We start from the raw sequence: 20,855 nt of genomic DNA on the forward strand, positions 1-20,855 counted from the left end.
CTTTTTTTACTTAGCGACATTACACATCATTAAATATCAATATTTGCCGCTTTCAACGCATTCTCTTCGATAAAGGCACGGCGAGGTTCAACCGAATCACCCATTAAGGTGGTAAATAACTCATCGGTTGCGATCGCATCTTTCACAGTGACTTGCATCATACGACGTGTATCTGGATTCATGGTGGTTTCCCATAATTGTTCTGGGTTCATTTCACCAAGACCTTTATAACGCTGTACAGCAAGACCACGACGTGATTCTTTTGTTAACCACTCAAGTGCTTCTTCAAAGCTTGAAATTGACTGACGACGCTCTCCACGCTCAATAAACGCACCCTCTTCAATTAGGTTACCGATAATGTCACCTAAATGCGTAATACGTTGATATTCGCTACTGTGGATAAAGTCATAATCCAATTTGTAGTCTGTATCTACACCATAAGTACGAATACGCAATACTGGTTCGAACAGACGATTTTCATCGTTTTGAACAATGGTGTAGCTATAAGTACTGCCTTGCTCTTCCGCTTCGTTTAAGCGGTTAACCAAACCACTCATCCACTCTTCAACCTGAGCTTTATCAGATAACGCATCTTCTGTCAGCGTTGAGTGATATACCAAGCTGTTTAACATGCTAAGTGGATAGATACGCTCCATACGACGAATGATCTTGTGCGCTGCATGGTAATCAACAACCAGTTTTTCAAGTTGTTGACCGTGCATTGCTGGCGCATGTTCACTAATATAAAGTGCCGCACCATCAAGCGCGATAGACATCAGATATTCATCCATTGCATCATCATCTTTGATGTATTGCTCTTGTTTACCTTTCTTCACTTTGTAAAGTGGTGGCTGAGCAATAAAGATATGACCACGTTCGATAATTTCTGGCATTTGACGATAGAAGAATGTCAGTAACAGCGTACGAATGTGAGAACCATCGACATCCGCATCCGTCATGATGATAATGCTGTGGTAACGCAGTTTATCTGGGTTATATTCATCACGACCAATACCACAACCTAATGCAGTAATTAACGTTGCAACTTCTTGAGAAGCCAACATCTTATCAAAGCGCGCTTTTTCAACGTTGAGGATTTTACCTTTTAACGGAAGAATTGCCTGTGTTTTACGGTTACGCCCTTGTTTTGCAGAGCCACCCGCAGAGTCCCCTTCCACTAAATACAGTTCAGAGAAAGCGGGATCACGTTCAGAACAGTCCGCTAACTTACCTGGTAAGCCACCTAAATCTAATGCTCCTTTACGACGTGTCATCTCACGTGCTTTACGCGCTGCTTCACGAGCACGAGCAGCATCAATAATTTTGCCGACAACAATTTTCGCATCGTTTGGGTTTTCTAACAGATATTCCACCAGTTTCTCATTCATCAGCGTTTCTACCGCTGTTTTCACTTCTGAAGAAACCAGTTTATCTTTTGTTTGTGATGAGAATTTAGGATCTGGAACTTTAACAGAGATAACCGCAATCAATCCTTCACGGGCATCATCACCCGTCGCGCTGATTTTCGATTTCTTATTAAACCCTTCTTTATCCATATAGTTGTTTAACGTACGTGTCATTGCAGTACGGAAACCAACTAAGTGTGTACCACCATCACGCTGTGGAATATTGTTGGTAAAGCAATAAACATTCTCTTGGAAACCATCATTCCATAGCATTGCCACTTCAACACCAATACCATCTTTTTCAGTTGAGAAATAGAATACATTTTGGTGAATTGGCGTTTTATTACGGCTTAAGTATTCAACAAACGCCTTAATACCGCCTTCATAGTGGAAATGATCTTCACGGTTGTCACGTTTATCAATTAAACGGATAGAAACACCCGAGTTTAGAAACGACAACTCACGAAGACGTTTTGCTAAAATGTCATACTGGAATTCAGTTTCGCCTTTAAAGGTTTCAAGGCTTGGCCAGAAGCGTACAAATGTCCCTGATTTTTCAGTATCGCCAATCACTTTTAAGCGATCATCAGGCACACCATGACGATAAATTTGCTGATGGATATTTCCATCACGGTGGATTGTCAGTTCAAGTTTTTCAGACAACGCATTAACAACAGAAACCCCTACACCATGAAGTCCACCAGAGACTTTATAGGAGTTATCATCGAATTTACCCCCCGCATGCAGAACGGTCATAATAACCTCTGCCGCTGAGACACCCTCTTCTGGGTGAATGCCGGTTGGAATTCCACGACCATCATCTCGAACAGAGACGGAGTTATCTGAATGGATAGTGACAATTATCTCATCACAGAAACCCGCGAGGGCTTCGTCGATTGCGTTGTCGACCACCTCGAAGACCATGTGATGCAGACCGGTTCCATCATCTGTATCCCCGATATACATCCCCGGGCGCTTACGCACCGCATCCAGCCCTTTTAATACTTTGATACTTGAGGAGTCATATGTATTCGACATCAACGTTTCTCGCTTTATTCCTATGGTTTAACCTCTATTTTGCCACGTTCTACGCTAAATAGCCTGCTATTTACATCTAGCATATCTTTCACTTGCCCTTGTGTTATCGCACTGACAAACACTTGAGCTTGCGTAGACTTTAGACGCTCGGCTAACAACTGACGCCGACTTGCATCTAATTCGGAAGCAAAATCATCGAGCAGATACAGGCATCTTTGCCCATTCTTACGAGTGAAATATTCACCTTGTGCCAGCCTCAATGCACACATCAGCAACTTGAGCTGGCCTCGTGACAACATATCTTCTACTGGCGTGCCATTTGCTCTAATACGTAAATCCGCTTTATGAGCACCAAGTGAGGTATATGCTAACATTTTATCACGTTCAAATTGACGTGCTAGCAACTCACCGTAATCTGTTTCTTTATCCCATCCCCGTTGGAAGCTCACTTTCAACGAAAACTCTGGCAAAAACAGACGACACGTTTCTTCAATGTCTTTAGCGATATCTTCGGTATATTGAGTTCGCCATTCACTTATTTGTTCTGTTAATAAGATAAGTTCTTTATCCCAAGGCATCAGCTGCCGATAAGACGTTGCTTGCCTCAGTGCTGCATTACGTTGTTTTAATACGCGTTTTAAATCTGACCATACAGCAAAAAATCGAGGTTCATTATGAAAACAACCCCAATCAATAAAAGCGCGACGATATTTAGGCCCACCATTTAGTAGTGTAAAACCTTCAGGTGTTATTAATTGCATAGGTAACAATTTTGCTAACTCTGCAATTTTATGGCCATCGCTACCATCAATACGAACTGTACTATTCCCTTCGCGATCTTTACTTAATCCAATCGCATAACCACGGCTCTCTTCATTTAGAGCACTTAAACGGCCATGAAGAGTAAATGCATTTTCATCATGCTGGATCACGCGATTAGTTTGAGAACTACGAAATGCGCGTCCATGGCCTAACGTGTAAATCGCTTCAAGTATACTTGTTTTACCACTCCCGTTAGGCCCAACAAGGAAATTAAAGCCATCCGCTAATGGCAGATCCGCTTGTTCAATATTTCTAAAATGACGGATCAATAAACGGGATAAAATCATGTTAGTGACTATTATAAACGCATTGGCATAACAACATAAGCAGCCGCAGAACTTGCCACATTCTCCACTTGAACACTTGAAACAGCATCTGTTAGCAGAAGCTTAACTTCTTCACATTTCAATGTATTTAGTACATCAAGGAGATAACTGACATTAAAGCCAATTTCCATTTCTTCGCCTTGATATTGAACATCAACAATCTCTTCTGCTTCTTCTTGCTCAGGATTATTAGCTGTAATCTTCAATTGACCGTTAGTGAGGTTTATACGCACACCACGGAATTTTTCATTAGATAAAATTGCAGCTCGAGAAAATGCCTGTTTAAGAATATCACAACCCGCCGTTACTGTTTTCGTTGGGTTTTTCGGTAATACTCGGCGATAGTCAGGAAAACGACCATCAACTAACTTCGAAGTGAAAATAAAATCACCCACATGTGCACGTATATTGTTACTACCGATTTGCAATTGCAGTAAACTTTCACCACCACCATCGAGTAAACGCATCAATTCAATGACACCTTTACGAGGAACAATAACAGAATGCCCTGGTAAAGATTGTCCAATATCCATTGAACATACCGCTAAACGGTGTCCATCTGTTGCAACTGTGCGTAACTCTGTATTTTCAGTTTCAAACAACATACCATTGAGGTAATAGCGCACATCTTGATGCGCCATTGAAAATTGTGTGGACTCAATTAGACGTTTTAATGTTGCTTGAGGTAAAGTGAATTCAACCTCACTTTGCCAGTCATCTAAATTAGGAAAATCAGATGCGGGTAATGTTGATAAGGAGAAACGGCTACGACCAGAACGCACTAATAGGCGATCACCATCGAGTTCAACACTAATTTCAGCACCTTCTGGTAACCCACGCCAAATATCAAAAAACTTACGCGCAGGAACAGTTGTAGCGCCAATTTCATGAGATTGGCTAAGATTAACTCTTGCCACCATCTCCATTTCAAGGTCAGTCCCCGTTAACGATAAGGTATTTTCAGTTACCTTAAGCAATAAGTTACCTAAAATAGGTAATGTTGGACGACCACCTAAAGGGCCACTTACTTGTTGTAGCGGCTTAAGAAGCTGTTCACGTTCAATGATAAATTTCATAGCGCTAGGATGATAATGTTCTGATTAGGTTAGAAAAATCTTCTTTGATGTCATGACTCTCTTCACGCAATTGCTCTATCTTTCGGCATGCATGAAGTACAGTTGTATGATCACGACCCCCAAAGGCATCCCCGATTTCAGGCAAGCTGTGGTTTGTTAATTCCTTCGCCAGCGCCATTGCCATTTGCCTCGGACGGGCAACCGATCGAGATCGCCGCTTTGACAGTAAATCAGCGACTTTAATTTTATAATACTCAGCAACCGTTTTTTGAATATTATCGATAGTGACTAATTTTTCTTGTAAGGCCAGCAGATCACGTAATGCTTCACGTACAAAGTCGATAGTAATCGCACGACCTGTAAAGTTTGCGTTAGCAATCACTCGGTTTAATGCACCTTCAAGCTCACGGACGTTAGAACGAAGTCTTTTTGCAATAAAAAAAGCCACTTCGTCAGGTAACTGAATTTGGTTTTCATCCGCTTTTTTCATCAAAATCGCGACTCGGGTTTCAAGTTCAGGTGGCTCAATAGCAACCGTTAATCCCCAACCAAAGCGCGATTTTAATCTATCTTCAACACCATTTATCTCTTTAGGATAACGGTCTGACGTTAAAATAATTTGCTGATTACCCTCTAACAATGCATTAAAGGTATGAAAAAATTCTTCTTGTGAACGCTCTTTATTGGCGAAAAATTGAATATCATCAATTAAGAGTGCATCCACAGAACGGTAATAGCGTTTAAAGTCTTCTATCGCATTATTTTGTAACGCTTTTACCATATCTTGTACGAAACGTTCAGAATGCATATAAACAACTTTTGCATTCGCTTTACGCTCCATAATGCTGTTACCCACTGCGTGCAACAAGTGTGTTTTACCAAGTCCTGTTCCACCATATAAAAAGAGTGGGTTATAAGCGCCACCTGGGTTATCAGCAACTTGTCTTGCTGCCGCCCTTGCTAACTGGTTTGATTTACCCTCAACGAAGTTATCAAACTTATGTTTAGGGTTAACGTTAGAGCGATAATTGAGTTCAGGCAGTTGAGACGCCGGTTGATTATCCCAACTAGGGCGAACAGGCTGGCTATGTGTTGGCGTTGTATTCACCGTTGGATGTACAACAGCTTTAGGAATACTTTCCGTAGTACGCACTGATGCCGGCTTATTACCAACTTCAAAACGTAAAGAAGGGACTTCTGAGCCACAAAAATCCACTAACAATGCATTAATATTATTAATGTATTTTTCTCTCACCCAATCTAAAACGAAACGATTAGGTGCATACAGTGCCAGCGTATTATCGCTTAGTTCTGCCTGCAAGGGACGTATCCACATACTAAATTCAGTGGCAGGTAACTCATCCTGCAATCGGGCAAGACAATGCTGCCAAAGCGAAAGTGACACGGCGGACTCCCCTAAAAAAACAAGACTAAAAAATAAACAGGAAAAATGCAGTTAAACACTGTGTGCCTAAATACAAAGTGCACAACACCGTTCCTCTTCAATTCTTAATAAGGAACAACTCTTGGTGACAACGATTTTTTTACATCGTGACTCACGATCGCAGACTGGCTATTCTGATCGTGACGGGGGATCATATCGCAAAATGAAACGAAGATCCTCTTTCTTTTGCACAGTTTTTATGGTTTTTATCCACAGGCTTACTGATTTAAGATAATTCACCAAATTAAATATGCAAAGGCGTTCTAGTGTACTTGAGTCGCCCTATAAATAGCAATTGGGGATAACTTTCTCTTTGCATAAATCTCTCTTTCTTATAGTAAGTGATCAAATATCTCTCATTTGATCCCTCAAAGATCCTTGCGCTTTCACTATGAGTCCGTATAATCTTGCACCCTGCGTGCTTGTACCAACAATGTCACTTATTTAAGGCCCTTTTTAGGTCGCTAATAAGCGTACTCGTTGCGCATAAGTCAGGATTGATTATCGGGTTTGCTAAAAAAGACGACAAAAATCGGTACTTAAAGCGTCATCTTCATTGACGCATTTGAGTGATTTTATTACAATCCCGCATCTTTCCATCATTGATGCTGCGATTGAAGTACCGGTTTGTTTATTTATTACACGCCTGTCTGTCAACGCATTTGCTGAATCAGTAATTATATTAAGTAGGTAGAAATCGCCATGAAACGCACTTTTCAACCGTCTGTACTGAAGCGCAACCGTAACCACGGCTTCCGCGCTCGTATGGCCACTAAAAATGGTCGTCAGGTTCTGGCTCGCCGTCGTGCGAAAGGCCGCGCTCGTCTGACCGTTTCTTCGAAATAATAAAAGCTAACCATTCCGTGGTTAAGCTCGCTTTTCCAAGGGAGTTACGTTTGTTAACTCCCAAGCATTTCAATTTTGTTTTCCAGCAACCACAACGTGCGAGTTCTCCAGAAGTTACTATTTTGGGTCGCCAGAATGAGCTGGGGCATCCCCGCATCGGTCTAACAATCGCAAAGAAAAACGTTAAACGTGCTCATGAGCGCAATCGGATTAAACGATTAGCCCGTGAATACTTTCGTTTACATCAGCATGAATTACCGCCGATGGATTTTGTGCTATTAGTAAGAAAAGGGGTTGCTGAACTTGATAACCATCAATTGACGGAAGTGTTGGGTAAATTATGGCGTCGTCATTGTCGCTTGGCTCAAAAGTCCTGATTTTGCTAATTAGGGGCTATCAACTGGGGATTAGTCCTCTGTTGGGGCCTCGTTGTCGTTTTAATCCTACGTGCTCTAATTACGGAATTGAGGCATTGCGCAGGTTTGGAATGATAAAAGGTAGTTGGTTAACAGTGAAACGCATATTAAAATGCCACCCTTTACACGAAGGTGGTGATGATCCTGTCCCACCTAGAAAAAACGACGATAACAGAGAAAATTAACGATGGATTCGCAACGCAATCTTCTATTCATCGCTTTGCTGTTCGTTTCTTTCCTGATCTGGCAGCAGTGGGAGGGTGATAAAGTTTCACAAAACACCACCACTACCGCTCAGATCTCGCAACAAGCGGACGTGCCAAGCAGTGATAGTCTTGCTGTAACTGGTAACAGCAATGAGCAGGCAAAATTGATTACCGTAAAAACTGACGTACTTGATCTTCGTATCAATACTCAGGGCGGTACTATCGATGAGGCTGATTTGTTAGCCTATCCCGCCGAGCTTAATTCGACTACGCCTTTCCGTTTACTGGAAACTACACCACAATTTCTGTATCAGGCACAAAGTGGCTTAATTGGCCCAGATGGTCCAGATCAGAAATCTCGCCCTATCTATAACGCAGATAAGAACGAATTCGTACTTGGTGAAAATCAAGATGAATTACGCGTACCTATGACTTTTGTGAATGAAGAAGGGGTGAAATTCATCAAAACCTTCATTCTGAAAAAAGGTCAATACGATATCAGCGTTGATTACAAAATTGAGAATACAACAGATAAAACACTGACAATGAACTTCTACGGTCAGTTAAAACAATCTGTTAAATTGCCAGAAAGCCGTGATACAGGTAGTAGCAACTTTGCGCTACACACTTATCGTGGTGCGGCATACTCATCAGATGAAACCAACTATAAAAAATACAGCTTTGGTGATATCGAAGATAAAAACTTATCTCTAACCACCAATAATGGCTGGGTTGCAATGTTACAACAGTACTTTGCAACAGCATGGGTTCCATCTAAAGATAGTCAGAACAATCAATTCTATACTATCACTTTAGAAAACAAATCTATTGCTCTGATTGGTTATAAATCAGCACCGGTGACAATTGCACCAAATAGCAGTGCTGATATCAGCTCAACATTATGGGTTGGCCCTGAAATTCAGTCAGAAATGTCCGCTATTGCGCCACATTTAGACCTGTCTGTAGACTACGGTTGGTTATGGTTTATCTCTCAGCCACTGTTTAAACTGCTGAAATTCCTTCACAGCTTTATCGGTAACTGGGGCTTCTCCATCATCATGATCACCTTTATCGTTCGTGGTATCATGTATCCGCTGACAAAAGCGCAGTACACCTCTATGGCGAAAATGCGTTTACTGCAACCAAAACTGGCTGCACTGCGTGAACGTATTGGTGATGACAAACAACGTATGAGCCAAGAAATGATGGCGTTATACAAGCAAGAGAAAGTGAATCCTCTGGGTGGTTGTTTACCACTGATTATCCAGATGCCAATCTTCCTTGCATTGTATTACATGCTGATGGGCTCTGTTGAATTACGTCATGCTCCATTTATGTTATGGATCCAAGACTTATCTGCACAAGATCCGTACTACATCCTGCCATTATTAATGGGTGTGACAATGTTCATCATTCAGAAACTGTCTCCTACAGCAGTGACTGATCCGATGCAACAAAAAATCATGACCTTTATGCCGGTTGTGTTTACTGTATTCTTCCTGTGGTTCCCATCAGGTCTGGTTCTGTACTATATCGTCAGTAACTTAGTGACCATTATCCAGCAGCAGTTAATTTACCGTGGTCTGGAAAAACGTGGCTTACACAGTAGAGACAAAAAATAAGGTCACATGAGGAAAAACCTCTTCCTTGGTTACATTCAAAGGAAAGTGACATAAAATAGCGAAGGCGGTCTACAATGACCGCCTTCTGTTTTTTTATATTGATATGATTATTCTGATTAAGCGAGTACACCATGCATAGCACTGATACTATCGTCGCTCAGGCCACACCCCCGGGAAGAGGCGGTGTTGGTATCCTGCGCGTTTCTGGCCCTAAAGCAGCTCTTGTAGCACAAACCGTTTTAGGTAAATTACCTAAACCTCGTTATGCCGATTACCTGCCATTTCGCAATGATGACAACTCAGTACTTGATCAGGGTATCGCCCTTTTCTTCCCGAACCCGAACTCATTTACCGGCGAAGATGTTCTAGAACTACAAGGCCATGGTGGCCCCGTTATTCTGGATTTATTACTAAAACGTATTTTACAAATTCCCGGTGTGCGGATTGCAAACCCTGGGGAATTTTCTGAACGTGCATTTTTAAATGACAAGCTCGATTTAGCACAAGCTGAAGCGATTGCTGATTTAATTGATGCTAGCTCAGAACAAGCGGCACGTTCAGCGATTAATTCATTACAAGGTGCCTTTTCTTCTCATGTTAACGAGATGGTTGAGTCATTAACTCACTTACGCATCTATGTTGAAGCGGCCATTGATTTTCCTGATGAAGAGATTGATTTTCTTTCTGACGGCATCATCGAAGGAAAACTCAATGCTGTTATTGCTGAATTAGATGATGTTCGTGCTCAAGCTCGCCAAGGTAGTCTGTTACGCGAAGGAATGAAAGTGGTTATCGCTGGTCGTCCTAATGCGGGTAAATCAAGCCTATTAAATGCATTAGCTGGCAGAGAAGCCGCGATTGTCACGGATATTGCGGGTACAACTCGCGATGTATTGCGTGAACATATTCATATTGATGGTATGCCTTTACATATTATCGATACAGCGGGCTTACGTGAAGCCAGTGATGAAGTTGAACGTATTGGTATTGAGCGTGCTTGGAAAGAGATTGAGCAAGCAGATAGAGTGCTATTTATGGTGGATAGTACCACTACCGATGCAACAACACCTGAAGATATCTGGCCTGAATTTATGGCACGTTTGCCAAATACCTTGCCTGTTACTGTTATTCGTAACAAATCAGATTTAACAGGGGAAAATGTCGAGATCACGGCACAAGGTAACTACCCGATGATCCGCTTATCTGCTCGTGATGGTATGGGTATTGAGTTGTTGCGTGATCACCTAAAAGAAGCGATGGGCTTTAATAGTAATACTGAAGGTGGTTTTTTAGCTCGCCGTCGCCATTTACAAGCATTAAATACCGCAGCAGAACATTTACAGCAAGGCCATGAGCAACTGGTTTATGCAAAATCAGGTGAGTTATTGGCAGAAGAGCTAAGACTCGCTCAACAAGCATTAAGTGAAATCACGGGTGAATTTACCTCCGATGATTTATTAGGTCGTATTTTCTCTAGTTTTTGTATCGGGAAGTAAAGTAACTTATCAATCAGATGAAATGTGGTAGAATTCTTTTAAAAAATCAAAATAACCAGTTGTTTTCAATGAGAATTATTTATTTTTGATTACGAAGAGGTTTTACTGCATTTCACATACTTTTGTTCCATTTTGCTAGAGTTTGATCCCTATTTACTCCCAGTCCAGCAGCTAGAGCCGTCAAGTTCATCGTAAAGTCACTTTTCGGTGGCTTTTGATAAAGTAAGCATCCCACTGCTATAATCAGAACACCCTGATGATATCAAGAAGTGATTTTTTGATTGATTTTCAATCTGTAAGCCGTGTTTTGATCAAACATGCTTGGTGATCTTGGTTATAAAATTATTTCTATTAAAGCACAAGCTTAAAGTTCTTTAATTTTGAGACGAAACTTGGAAGCTTCTGCTTTTGCAAGCAAGTTAAAAACTCGTCTTGAGTCATTGGTGGTCTTTTCAACGAACCTCGTTGTTGCTGGGCAGCCTTGACGCAAGCACTGCTATCTAGCTCAAACATATCACATAAAAACTCATCTGGATGTATTGCAGAAAGACCTAGCGGATCAAGCTCCGTTGTAGGGAAGTCTTTTAGATTGAAAGTGATGATAGACTCTGCTCGTCCTTTAATAGCAGCGGCAACAACATGTCTATCATCAACGTCTGGTAAGGTTAAACCATTAATCAATGATTCATAACCTTCAACTAAGCAGTCAGGTACATGAGCGTTCATTAACTGCTTGGTTCTTTCTAGCCGTCCAAGATCGGCATCTGGGTTGTTCTTGATAAGATTACGAATCCATTCATCATGTATTTGCTCTGTCCATCGTGCTCTGAATAGCCCGGTGTTGGACAAATACATTAGGTAACTACGAAGCGGAGCTGGATACATAACACATGCGTCTAAAATCACCGTATATGATGTCATTAATATCCCATATCCATTTCTTGATCTAATGCGGATAATTCAGCAAGAGCTGCTAGTCTGTTTTCCTCTAAACGGTTCTTGTATTCCATAAGGTCAGCATAGGCTACCTTCCTGCGATTACCAGTGCGATTAAACGGAATCTCTTTAGAATCTAAGAGTTTAATAAATGTAGGTCGAGACATATTTAGCATGTCAGCACCTTCTTGTGTTGTTAGTTCAGCATGAATGGGTGTAATGCTAACAGAGTTACCTTGACCTAATTGAGTAAGCACCTCAATCATCATATTTAATGCATTTGATGGGATCATGACTTCGTGAGTCTTACCTAATTTATCGATAACATTGATCCTTTGAGCTCCGCCATTGATTTCCATTACGGCTGACAACTCTTGACTACCAAGCTTAGCCAGTGCAATTTCTTCAGCACTTGGCAGTTTTGTAACAGTATTCATCGTATTTCTCTCTCTAGTTTCAAATTTAAATTATACAAATCTATACATCACAATATTATCCGAAATATTCGAAAAGTCAATATTCGAAATATTCGCAACACTAAGAGAGTTTACTGCATGAGATATTCCTGAAAACTTACCTCCAAAAACGACTCGTTTCTTTCAATAATGAGTTCTTCATGGCAAAACCTAACAAAAGGTTACACTCCAAATCTGCGCCAATAGCTTTCTAACACTTTGAGTGGTTTTGCATTTTTAGTTTCTGTATTGAAAAGTAATCACTAAAATTGACCTGCTATACCGTGTAAATATGCTTTTAACAGTTATAGCTGGTAAATAATAAGCGATCGACATTGCACTTGGTAACGAATTTTTTCAAGAAAGAGCAAATTAAAAAGAATTCACTTATTTTCTTTTTATCTTTTATATTAATAAATAATATTTATTTGCTAATTAACTAATTATTTCAATAACGCAATCGTTTACTTTATCTTTTTCTTTTTTTAAAAGAAAAATAGATTTTATAGAAAGAAAAAATACGTATTTAAATGATGATGTTTAATGATCTAAATATAGTAAATCAACTAATGATAATGCTAAACTTCGTTTTTAGTTAACTGGGTAAATATCCCCCTTATATTTAAGAGTCTATCGTGAGAACGCTTTATTTTACTGCGCTGACAACAGGCATTCTTTCCGCCATTTGGGCATTTGTTGCTAATCAATTTGATTTATTAAGCTGGGCTGGCTTTTTAGGTTGTACGGCTTATTTTGCTTATCCAAAAGAAGGTATTAAAGGATTAGCAGTGACAATTGCCACAATTATGAGTGGTGTAATTTGGGCATTAGCCATTATTTATGGTAGCCAGATTTTTAATGATATTTCTATTTTCGGCTATGCAGTAACGGGTGTGATTGCCTTTATCATGTGCATTCAAGCTAAAAGCACTCTGCTTGCCTATATCCCCGGCACTTTTATTGGCGCCTGTACCATTTTTGCAGCACAAGGTGATTTAACACAAACCATTCCTTCGCTTATTGTCGGTGTATTATTTGGTTATTCAATGAAAATGAGTGGACTTTGGATTGCCAATAAATCACAGGGAAAAACAGTTTAATTAATTTATCAAACCAATAAAAAGCGGTAACTTGATACTTTCCCTCTTAAAGTACCGCTTTCTTTTTCCCTTAACTTTTCTACTTTCCCTCATAGATAACTAACAAAATTTGAAATTGTAGTTTGTTTCTATTTACGTCAAAAAAGAGCTCTTAGTTAATCAAACCATGGAACTGATTTAAACAAGGAGCTTTCGTTATGTATTTAAACCCATTAAAAATTGCTATTAGTCCTTCATCATTACCTGCAACACAGCCATTAATCTGTATCGACTACCAAGAACTCCAAGAAGGTATGTTGGATATGATTAACCGCAACAGTAGTGTATTGCCTACCATTGTAGACAAATTCAATGAGCAAGATCCGCTAAATGCCCCCATGATTGTAGGGCAAACCGTCATCGGACATATTATTGGCTTAATACCTGTTGTCGGTGGTGCATTATCGAAAATCACCTCTGCACTCTTTGGCTTGATGAATAAAAATATGAAAGATAGCTCGCTCGCTAATCAAATTATCGAACATGTCTCTCGTATTATTGATGCAAAAATCGCTGATAATAACGTTAAGATAATCAAACTCACTACAGAAGGAATATCTGATGTTTATCAGTTATTTTCTGATTCACTTGCTCGTTATCTTGATCCCACAATGCGTTATTCGGCACAACAAAAACAAGATTTACGGGAACAAGTACTCAACCGTTTTGATGATGTGATTACTACCATTGTTTCTCAACAACCCTTAGTATTAAATTTAGCGCAATCAGCAGGCTTACCTTTTTATTGTCATTGTTGCGCCCTTTTTGTTGTGGCACACTACGATATTCTCACCAATAAAGACAAACTCGAGTTAAGTGATAATTACTTTAAAAGTAATCTAAAAACATTAAGAGAGAGTATAGATAAATTTAATGGTGCTATTCACACTACAATTTATCAGCAAACCTCTGGTGTATTTAAAGATGATTACAATAAAAGTAATACCTTTTTATCCGGTGTTTATACCTCAGGATTATCTTTTTATCAGGCTTGGATAAAAAAGAGTTTTGAAATCGAATTTAACACCCCTTTTTCTCATTGGAATAGCTTAGAGTTATATGGAAACGATTATAGCCATGATCCTAAAATCAGCTATTACAAAGCTTATTTTGATATAGGCAAAGATATATTACATCGAACATCAATGTTACAGAGTATCGAAACCTATTCCCATATTGATGCCGTTATTCGTATTAAACACAACTATTTAAGTATTGAAAAAATAGTAGATAGTTTTCAATATGAAGGCTGTTATGGTGTAACGGGTGATGGTCGCGATGTATTAAAAACAGACACCTTTTTTACACCAGATAGTAGCAAAGCATATTTATCGCCCTCTCAAATTTTGCCTTCTGTACGTTATATTTCTGACACGCCTTGGGGTGCATTACACTATATGGTGCTTGATGATGTAAATAATAATAGCTTTACCATTGGTCAAGGCCGTCGAGAGAACAAGTCTTATCTCAATATTCCTGGTTACTGTTTTAATGGCGTAAACCTTTACTTAAGCCGGCATAATGGCAAACAATGCCATGATGATTCTGGCGCTTGGCTAACCGAATCGGCTCCGATATTTCGTTTTTATGATGGATATGCATCCCTTACGCTAGAAACTGAAAACCAGCTACCGCTCCCCCAAAAAAGCTATGAACTGGATTTAAATCATGGGTTTGATACGCAATTAAGCAAAGCTCAATATGGTTATAGCGATATGCTGGTTGGTAAAAACTGTATTTTGTTAAATCAAGAAGCTTATTTTTGTTTACCTTCAGAAGAAACGATTAGAAAAACAGATAATCCACAAAAAATGGAAGTGTTACTACAGTGTGCTATTGAAAGTGAACAATCACTTTCAATTTCAGTGCGAACAGGTAATGCCATAAATGGTACATTAGTCGCTTCAAATACATTTTCACTTGGCCTAAATCAGGACAATATCGTTTATAAAATAACACCGTTACTTAATCATCCAGTAACAAATAACAAAGCCTATTTTCGTACTTATCAGCTTGAATTAGACTATTTATTCATACGTGAAAACGAATCCAATCTTTATTTTTATTTGCACTTTTCTAAACCTAATACGGTATTAGCAGATATTACCGTACTGTTTTAGCCATCGATTCTAATAAAAACACCTAAGCCTTAATCATACTTAGGCGTTTTTATTAGCTCATTAATTTAATTGAAAATCTAATGAAACAATAAGGGGATTCAATACACTTTCAGGTTTAGGGCCGATGGGTTTTACACGTTTAACAGCAGCAATAGCCGCATTATCAAGAGAGGAAATACCCGAAGTATTTTCTATCTCAACTCTTGAAACCACACCTTCTGATGTTAGTGAAAAACTCACCACGACCTGACCTTCATGTTGCATGCGACGCGCTTGTGATGGATAACGTTTATGGCGTTCTATTTCTCGACGCAGTGAGCTTATATAGTGATGATCAGATTCACCTTTCCCTATTCCTTTCTCACTTAATGCATGACTCCTTCCTGCTAACGAACTTGCGGTATGTTGCGTTAAGCTTTCTGCCGATGCTTCAGATACTGTTTGCGCTATTTGGCTTTCTAAATCACTCTGTTTTATCGGTTCTACCTTTTCTTGTATTACCTGTTTTTTTACTGAAGTTATTGGTTTAGGTTTTATAGGTATAGGTTTTTCTTTGGGTTTTTCAGGCATTTTCTTTGATGCTTCAACAAACTCCCCTTTTTCGGCACTGGGTAACACAATGGGCGTTTCTTGAGGTAGCGTTTCCACTAAAGGCTCTGGCACAGCTGTCGATTGTTGGGGTTGTGAAAATACCACTTGGTAAACGGATAATGTATTTTCTTGTTGCTGATGAATATGGTGTGCACTTTCTGTCATAGAAAGTGAACGTAACACCCAACTTAATATAGCGATATAAACTAACGATATGCCTATTAGCCAGTAATAAATATTAAGCGGTTGTCTGACAGAAAGTGCCAACATAACAAAAGCTCCTTACTCTCTTTTAATTAAAATTGTGCAGTCACACCTAATCGGAACGTTCTTCCCGGTGCGGGCATACCTGATCGCGTTAATGGATCAATGTAATATTCGTTTAATAAATTACTGCCCGTTATTTCAAAAGATAAATTAGGGCTATATTGATAGTTAATATAGGCATCAACAGTAAAGACTTCTGCCCAACGCATCGGGTTATTATTTCGGCCATACATTTCTCTTGGTAATTTTTCTTTTAGCCATTTTTCATCTTTATTTTCTACTTCTGATGAATAGAGCCAGCGGCTGCCTATTTCTAATTTATTATCTAGCCAACGAGTACCTAAATGTAAATTAACCGAATATTTAGGCTGAATAGAGGTACGTAAAAAACCACCGGGATAACCGCCTGTCATGCACTCTTTAATGCCCAAGAAACCAAAAGGATCATAGTGACTAAAGGCATTTTTATCGCATACCTTATTTTTATGGCTATAAACTAAAGCTGTATCCATAAAAATAAAACCGTTATCAAAACGCGCTTGAACTTCCATCCCCTTTAATACTTGTTTTTCAAATTGCCTAATTTGCCAATTCCCATCTCTATCAAACACATTTTCAATATTGGTATGAAAATAATTTATTTTAATATCAGCATGGCGCTCGACATTAAGCCAATCGGTCAAATCAAACACAACCCCAAATTCTGTACTTTTGGCGCGTTCTGGTTTTAATTTAAAGCCGTAATAACGAGCTTTTGACCCCGAAAAACCACTGGTGTCTTCAAATAAATTAGGTAAACGCAGTTGCTCGGTATAGCGCCCATAAAAGCGTAATATCTCGTTGGCATACACCGTTGCAGAAACTAGAGGGGAAAATGCCCCATGCTGATAGCTAGGCTCCGGTGCAAAATTATCTTTATCATCATCAAGATAAATAGGGATTGGATTTGTTACACCCATTTCATATTTATTAACTAACTTACCTATAATTGGATCGGGCACTTTTTCATTGATATCAACATAACTACTTAAGAACATATTTTTACTTTTAGATAATTCGCCATTTTTATCATAAAGTAAGACTGTATATTCTGTGGTCATAGGGCGTTTTTGAGAAGATTTTATGTTTAAATTTCCTTGTTCATCACGAAGAAAATCATCTTGCATCATATGAACTTGAATTTTATTAACTTTATGATGATTAATAATCTTTTCTTTTATTTCAGGTGATAATTTTTCATATTCAGGATAAACAAATTTAGAGAGTAAAAACTCACGTATTTTTTTATGTATTTCTGGATGACGCCGAAAATTTTTAAGCTCTTCAGGTAAGCTTTCTACATCCACCCGATGGTAAGCTCTATATAATAAATATTCCTCCGCAGTTAATGTTCGTCGATAAGGAAGAATAAAACCTCTTATTGAAGGGGATTTTTCATAACCTTTTACGTTATTCTGTCGCTTATTATTTAAAAAGGTATCTGTTAAATGATAATAATGGTATTTCCCTCCCGCAGTAATGGCTAACCAAGAAAGGGGTTTCCAATCAGTAGAAATGGCTAAATTAATTTCATGACGTTGCCCTGCTCGCCCGGAGGTAACAAAATCAAAGCCTTCAGGTAATTCCAATTCATCGCTATCTAATTTTTCAAATTGATAATGACTGGAAAATGAAATGGAAAATTGTGGTGATAATTTAAATATCGAAGATAAATCAATGCCATAACGATTATTCTCTTGATAAAGAGAAGATGTATCAATAAATCCCGTATCATAACTGAGTCTCCACTCAGTATTTCTATTAGAAAACGAATCAACTTGTTTTGGCTCTCTCGGTTTACCACCTCGAGTATTAGTATGCCCTGAGGTTACATTACCCCATAGCCGTAACAATAAATCAGTTTGTTTATCTTCTGGTTTATATTGGTAGGTTAATACTCCCGCTTGTTGTGTAATATTTCCTAAAGGCCATTGGTTCACTAAATTTTTATCATAACGAACCCAACTTAAACGTGATGGCATAATATCGCCAAACAGTAAGTCTGTGTATCGGTAATTAATGGAAAAACGGTGCGTTAATTCAGGAAATAACGTTCCTTTAACTAAAATAGAGCGACTGCGATTGGAAGTGTTCGGTACTTCATTATTTGGGCGATAAATATGAGCAATAAAAGGTAAATAAGGCTCAAAATTTCTTCCCCCATCTTTTACATGAACTGATTCAAGTAAATCCTTATCTGTTTCACTATAATTTTTGGCATTTCTTTTTCCTGCAAAGTAATTTCCTTTTTCTCGTAGTGCATAAGCAAATAATAAGTTAAAGTTTTCCTCTTCAAAACCTACCCCAAGACGAAATGAATAATCTTGAAAGTTTTGTACTTTACTTTTTTGAGGTGTGATTTCTAAGGCAGGATCAATAATGTAAGCACTTTGCTGATAGAATTTCGGATAATAGCGATAATCTTCAATCATATTTAAATAAACTTCTTTATACCGTGTAGCGTTATTACTCATATCCCCTTTAAAATTAATACCAAAAGAGTCACCAATAGGCACAATATCGCGGATATCTAGGGTTTTAATCGCAATACCGCCACCAATACCTGTTTTCATATCTGGGGTTAATGAAGGGCCTTTTTCAATATAGATACTACTAATCAAATTAGAATCAATATAGTTACGATTAGAGGCACCACTATACCCACGATAAACAGTAATTGCTTGCTCTGTCCCATCAACAGTAACAGGAATTCGCCCTTGCCCTTGAATACCGCGAATATTAGGATCAAGTGCGCCACCATTACGAGCTTCACCACTATAAACCCCAATGGCACTTTTTAATAAATCTGCCGGAGAAACACCTTGATAACGTTCTAATAGCTCTTTGCCTAAATAAACATTAGAGACATCTTTCTCATAAACTTGTGAGTAACCTTGTGTATCTTTTTCTTTATTATCGGAGATCTGAATATGACCAAGATCGGTTTTATCTTCTTTAGCTTGCAGATAAAAGCAAGGAGAAAATAACGATAGAGAAATGAAGATTGAAACAATTTTCCGCTTTCTAAAAAGCATAATATGCATTGTTTTACCTATTAAATTAATAATGGAAGTTACTTATTCAATTAAAATTGTTTTTCTAATTTAAATAACACTTCATGTTGCTGATATTGATATAACCAATCCACATTGCTTAATCTTCGGGTATAACGGAACTCTATTGTGGGGTAAAACCCTAAAATAAAAGGTGATTTATTTTTAATATTGGTTGTAAAAACAAAACCATTGTCTCTTCTTCTCTTTTTTAAAAAAGGATTATAGTTATTAAAGTGTTTAAATTGATACTGTAAAAAAAGAGATATATGCCAATTTACTGACAGTGGATAATGAACGCCAGTTTTTATACCATGTCGATGATAATTTAATAAAGTGTTTTTTTTGTGTTCTAATTGATAATTTAATTGATTAACTAAGTGTATTCTATTATTAAAATAGTAGTTATGATTAGCACTATAACTAACTCGCTGACTATTTAAACTATTTAACGCTTCTTGATATTTCTTTATTTTATAATCCAAACTTAAATTAATAGTTTGCTTTTTATTAATAAAATAAGAAAATTGTATTTCATTTCCCCATGCTTGATATTCATATTGAGTTGGTGTTTTTTTTATTTCGTAATAAGGTGTTATTGACCATTGATATAGAGGTTTTTGATAGCGATAACCTAATTGTGTATATAACGCAAAAAAATTAGCGCTACGGTGAGAGTGATAATCGACATATCGTGCATAAGTATAAGAAGAAAAAGTATGGTGAGAATAAATAGCAACAGGCTGATAAAAAGAAAAATAATGAGCAAGTCCTGTTGATACAATGGGTTTAGCACCTCTTAGCGTCACTTTTCTTTGAATGGATTGAGAAACAACTTGTTCTGCTAAATCAGGTGCATGGTTAATATTATCATCATAAAAAAAGCTTAGTTGATAGAAACGTTGACCTTGAAAATAAGAGGCTAGCTTAACCTTATAAAATTCTATAGATTGGATAATATCTTTAGGTAAATCAACTATATTGCTCAACTGATTGAGTTGTAGTTGTGCTTTTTTATACTCTCGCAGATGAAAATAAAGTTGAATTAACCCTGTTTGCGCTGGGATAAAATCGGCTTTTTTTTTAAGTTGCTGCTGATAATAAAATTCAGCATTTAAAAAATCACCTTTTGTTTGGGCTAAAAGCGCTTTAGCGTAATCAATTAATAATGTTTCATGTAAAGGTAATTGTTGATACTCCAGTAGTAGTTCTTCAGCCTTTTTCCACTGCTGTTGCTGTAAAGCACGATAAAGTTGTTGCCCTATTTGTGCAACTTGGTGTTGAGATGAAGAATAGGAGAATAAAATAGCATTATTTTCTTTGGCGTTAACTTTTAATGGAATAAATAACACGCTGATAATAAGAGCTAATTCCATTCGTTTTTGATAATAACGCATGGTATATCCTTATAATAAAAATCGACCTATTCCTTAAGATCGGTTTATTTTTGATAAAAAAAAACAGATAACCCTATACCTGATTATCTGTTGCTAACATTTAGCTTAATGACCACTAATACCACTTTTTAAAGAATTAACCGATTGTATGACCAAACAA

Annotated in this window: 16 protein-coding genes; 7 read left to right on the plus strand and 9 right to left on the minus strand. The window is 38.1% G+C overall.

Annotated features, from left to right (window positions below):
- Window positions 1–29: 29 nt before the first annotated feature.
- The 4 genes from gyrB to dnaA are packed head-to-tail and all read right to left on the minus strand — an operon-like array spanning window position 30 to window position 6,073.
- Window positions 30–2,444: a DNA topoisomerase (ATP-hydrolyzing) subunit B gene (gene gyrB, locus QSH13_RS11025; protein WP_109398521.1), complete on the minus strand. Its 2,415-nt coding sequence runs from the start codon at window positions 2,442–2,444 to the stop codon at window positions 30–32.
- Between the two features lie 20 nt (window positions 2,445–2,464).
- Window positions 2,465–3,553: a DNA replication/repair protein RecF gene (gene recF / locus QSH13_RS11030; protein ID WP_109398522.1), complete on the minus strand. Its 1,089-nt coding sequence runs from the start codon at window positions 3,551–3,553 to the stop codon at window positions 2,465–2,467.
- Window positions 3,554–3,564: 11 nt separating this feature from the next.
- Complete coding sequence (dnaN, locus tag QSH13_RS11035) at window positions 3,565–4,668, minus strand: DNA polymerase III subunit beta (protein ID WP_109398523.1); 1,104 nt, start codon at window positions 4,666–4,668, stop codon at window positions 3,565–3,567.
- 4 nt (window positions 4,669–4,672) lie between these two features.
- Window positions 4,673–6,073 carry a chromosomal replication initiator protein DnaA gene (gene dnaA, locus QSH13_RS11040; protein ID WP_196544005.1) on the minus strand — a complete coding sequence of 467 codons (1,401 nt, stop codon included), beginning with the start codon at window positions 6,071–6,073 and terminating at the stop codon, window positions 4,673–4,675.
- 741 nt (window positions 6,074–6,814) lie between these two features.
- On the opposite strand from dnaA, the gene rpmH reads away from it, so the two are divergent.
- From rpmH to mnmE, 5 genes are all read left to right on the plus strand, one after another.
- Window positions 6,815–6,958, plus strand: a complete 144-nt coding sequence (rpmH, locus tag QSH13_RS11045; RefSeq protein ID WP_004246509.1) for a 50S ribosomal protein L34 — start codon at window positions 6,815–6,817, stop codon at window positions 6,956–6,958.
- Between the two features lie 17 nt (window positions 6,959–6,975).
- Window positions 6,976–7,335: a ribonuclease P protein component gene (gene rnpA, locus QSH13_RS11050; RefSeq protein WP_071788569.1), complete on the plus strand. Its 360-nt coding sequence runs from the start codon at window positions 6,976–6,978 to the stop codon at window positions 7,333–7,335.
- Window positions 7,299–7,559, plus strand: coding sequence for a membrane protein insertion efficiency factor YidD (gene yidD / locus QSH13_RS11055; RefSeq protein ID WP_072064717.1), 261 nt, complete (start codon window positions 7,299–7,301; stop codon window positions 7,557–7,559). The genes rnpA and yidD overlap by 37 nt, the downstream gene beginning before the upstream one ends.
- Before the next feature lie 2 nt (window positions 7,560–7,561).
- Entirely contained in the window at window positions 7,562–9,202 is a 1,641-nt protein-coding gene (gene yidC / locus QSH13_RS11060) for a membrane protein insertase YidC (protein WP_109398525.1), read from the plus strand.
- Between the two features lie 131 nt (window positions 9,203–9,333).
- A complete protein-coding gene (gene mnmE, locus QSH13_RS11065) occupies window positions 9,334–10,698 on the plus strand; it encodes a tRNA uridine-5-carboxymethylaminomethyl(34) synthesis GTPase MnmE (protein WP_196544006.1) in 1,365 nt (454 codons plus the stop codon).
- Between the two features lie 351 nt (window positions 10,699–11,049).
- On the opposite strand, the gene QSH13_RS11070 is transcribed toward mnmE, so the two are convergent.
- The gene (locus QSH13_RS11070) at window positions 11,050–11,619 is read right to left on the minus strand and encodes a PIN domain-containing protein (protein WP_109406965.1); all 570 of its coding nucleotides are present in this window, start codon (window positions 11,617–11,619) and stop codon (window positions 11,050–11,052) included.
- Complete coding sequence (locus tag QSH13_RS11075) at window positions 11,619–12,071, minus strand: excisionase family DNA-binding protein (protein WP_109398528.1); 453 nt, start codon at window positions 12,069–12,071, stop codon at window positions 11,619–11,621. The genes QSH13_RS11070 and QSH13_RS11075 overlap by 1 nt, the downstream gene beginning before the upstream one ends.
- A gap of 653 nt (window positions 12,072–12,724) precedes the next feature.
- On the opposite strand from QSH13_RS11075, the gene QSH13_RS11080 reads away from it, so the two are divergent.
- Window positions 12,725–13,189 (plus strand): DUF1097 domain-containing protein, encoded by a 465-nt coding sequence (locus tag QSH13_RS11080; RefSeq protein WP_109398529.1) that lies wholly within the window; start codon window positions 12,725–12,727, stop codon window positions 13,187–13,189.
- 197 nt (window positions 13,190–13,386) lie between these two features.
- Complete coding sequence (locus tag QSH13_RS11085) at window positions 13,387–15,348, plus strand: hypothetical protein (RefSeq protein ID WP_286039144.1); 1,962 nt, start codon at window positions 13,387–13,389, stop codon at window positions 15,346–15,348.
- Window positions 15,349–15,408: 60 nt separating this feature from the next.
- Here QSH13_RS11085 and QSH13_RS11090 read toward each other — a convergent pair whose 3' ends face one another.
- Genes QSH13_RS11090 through QSH13_RS11100 form a run of 3 tightly spaced genes read right to left on the minus strand, consistent with a single transcriptional unit; the run spans window position 15,409 to window position 20,650 of the window.
- A complete protein-coding gene (locus tag QSH13_RS11090) occupies window positions 15,409–16,209 on the minus strand; it encodes a cell envelope integrity TolA family protein (RefSeq protein WP_185901498.1) in 801 nt (266 codons plus the stop codon).
- A gap of 26 nt (window positions 16,210–16,235) precedes the next feature.
- Window positions 16,236–19,289: a TonB-dependent receptor domain-containing protein gene (locus QSH13_RS11095; RefSeq protein WP_109406964.1), complete on the minus strand. Its 3,054-nt coding sequence runs from the start codon at window positions 19,287–19,289 to the stop codon at window positions 16,236–16,238.
- A gap of 41 nt (window positions 19,290–19,330) precedes the next feature.
- Window positions 19,331–20,650, minus strand: a complete 1,320-nt coding sequence (locus tag QSH13_RS11100) for a surface lipoprotein assembly modifier (RefSeq protein ID WP_286039145.1) — start codon at window positions 20,648–20,650, stop codon at window positions 19,331–19,333.
- Window positions 20,651–20,855: the final 205 nt, after the last annotated feature.

It is taken from the genome of Proteus faecis (genome assembly GCF_030286765.1).
GTDB lineage: Bacteria > Pseudomonadota > Gammaproteobacteria > Enterobacterales > Enterobacteriaceae > Proteus > Proteus faecis.

Bases quoted from the DNA above. Each gene is read 5' to 3' on its own strand.
- QSH13_RS11085 (WP_286039144.1), top strand. From the start codon at position 13,387: ATGTATTTAAACCCATTAAAAATTGCTATTAGTCCTTCATCATTACCT.
- dnaN (WP_109398523.1), bottom strand. From the start codon at position 4,668: ATGAAATTTATCATTGAACGTGAACAGCTTCTTAAGCCGCTACAACAA.
- QSH13_RS11075 (WP_109398528.1), bottom strand. From the start codon at position 12,071: ATGAATACTGTTACAAAACTGCCAAGTGCTGAAGAAATTGCACTGGCT.
- yidD (WP_072064717.1), top strand. From the start codon at position 7,299: ATGGCGTCGTCATTGTCGCTTGGCTCAAAAGTCCTGATTTTGCTAATT.
- mnmE (WP_196544006.1), top strand. From the start codon at position 9,334: ATGCATAGCACTGATACTATCGTCGCTCAGGCCACACCCCCGGGAAGA.
- gyrB (WP_109398521.1), bottom strand. From the start codon at position 2,444: ATGTCGAATACATATGACTCCTCAAGTATCAAAGTATTAAAAGGGCTG.
- QSH13_RS11070 (WP_109406965.1), bottom strand. From the start codon at position 11,619: ATGACATCATATACGGTGATTTTAGACGCATGTGTTATGTATCCAGCT.
- QSH13_RS11090 (WP_185901498.1), bottom strand. From the start codon at position 16,209: ATGTTGGCACTTTCTGTCAGACAACCGCTTAATATTTATTACTGGCTA.
- rpmH (WP_004246509.1), top strand. From the start codon at position 6,815: ATGAAACGCACTTTTCAACCGTCTGTACTGAAGCGCAACCGTAACCAC.
- yidC (WP_109398525.1), top strand. From the start codon at position 7,562: ATGGATTCGCAACGCAATCTTCTATTCATCGCTTTGCTGTTCGTTTCT.
- recF (WP_109398522.1), bottom strand. From the start codon at position 3,553: ATGATTTTATCCCGTTTATTGATCCGTCATTTTAGAAATATTGAACAA.
- QSH13_RS11095 (WP_109406964.1), bottom strand. From the start codon at position 19,289: ATGCATATTATGCTTTTTAGAAAGCGGAAAATTGTTTCAATCTTCATT.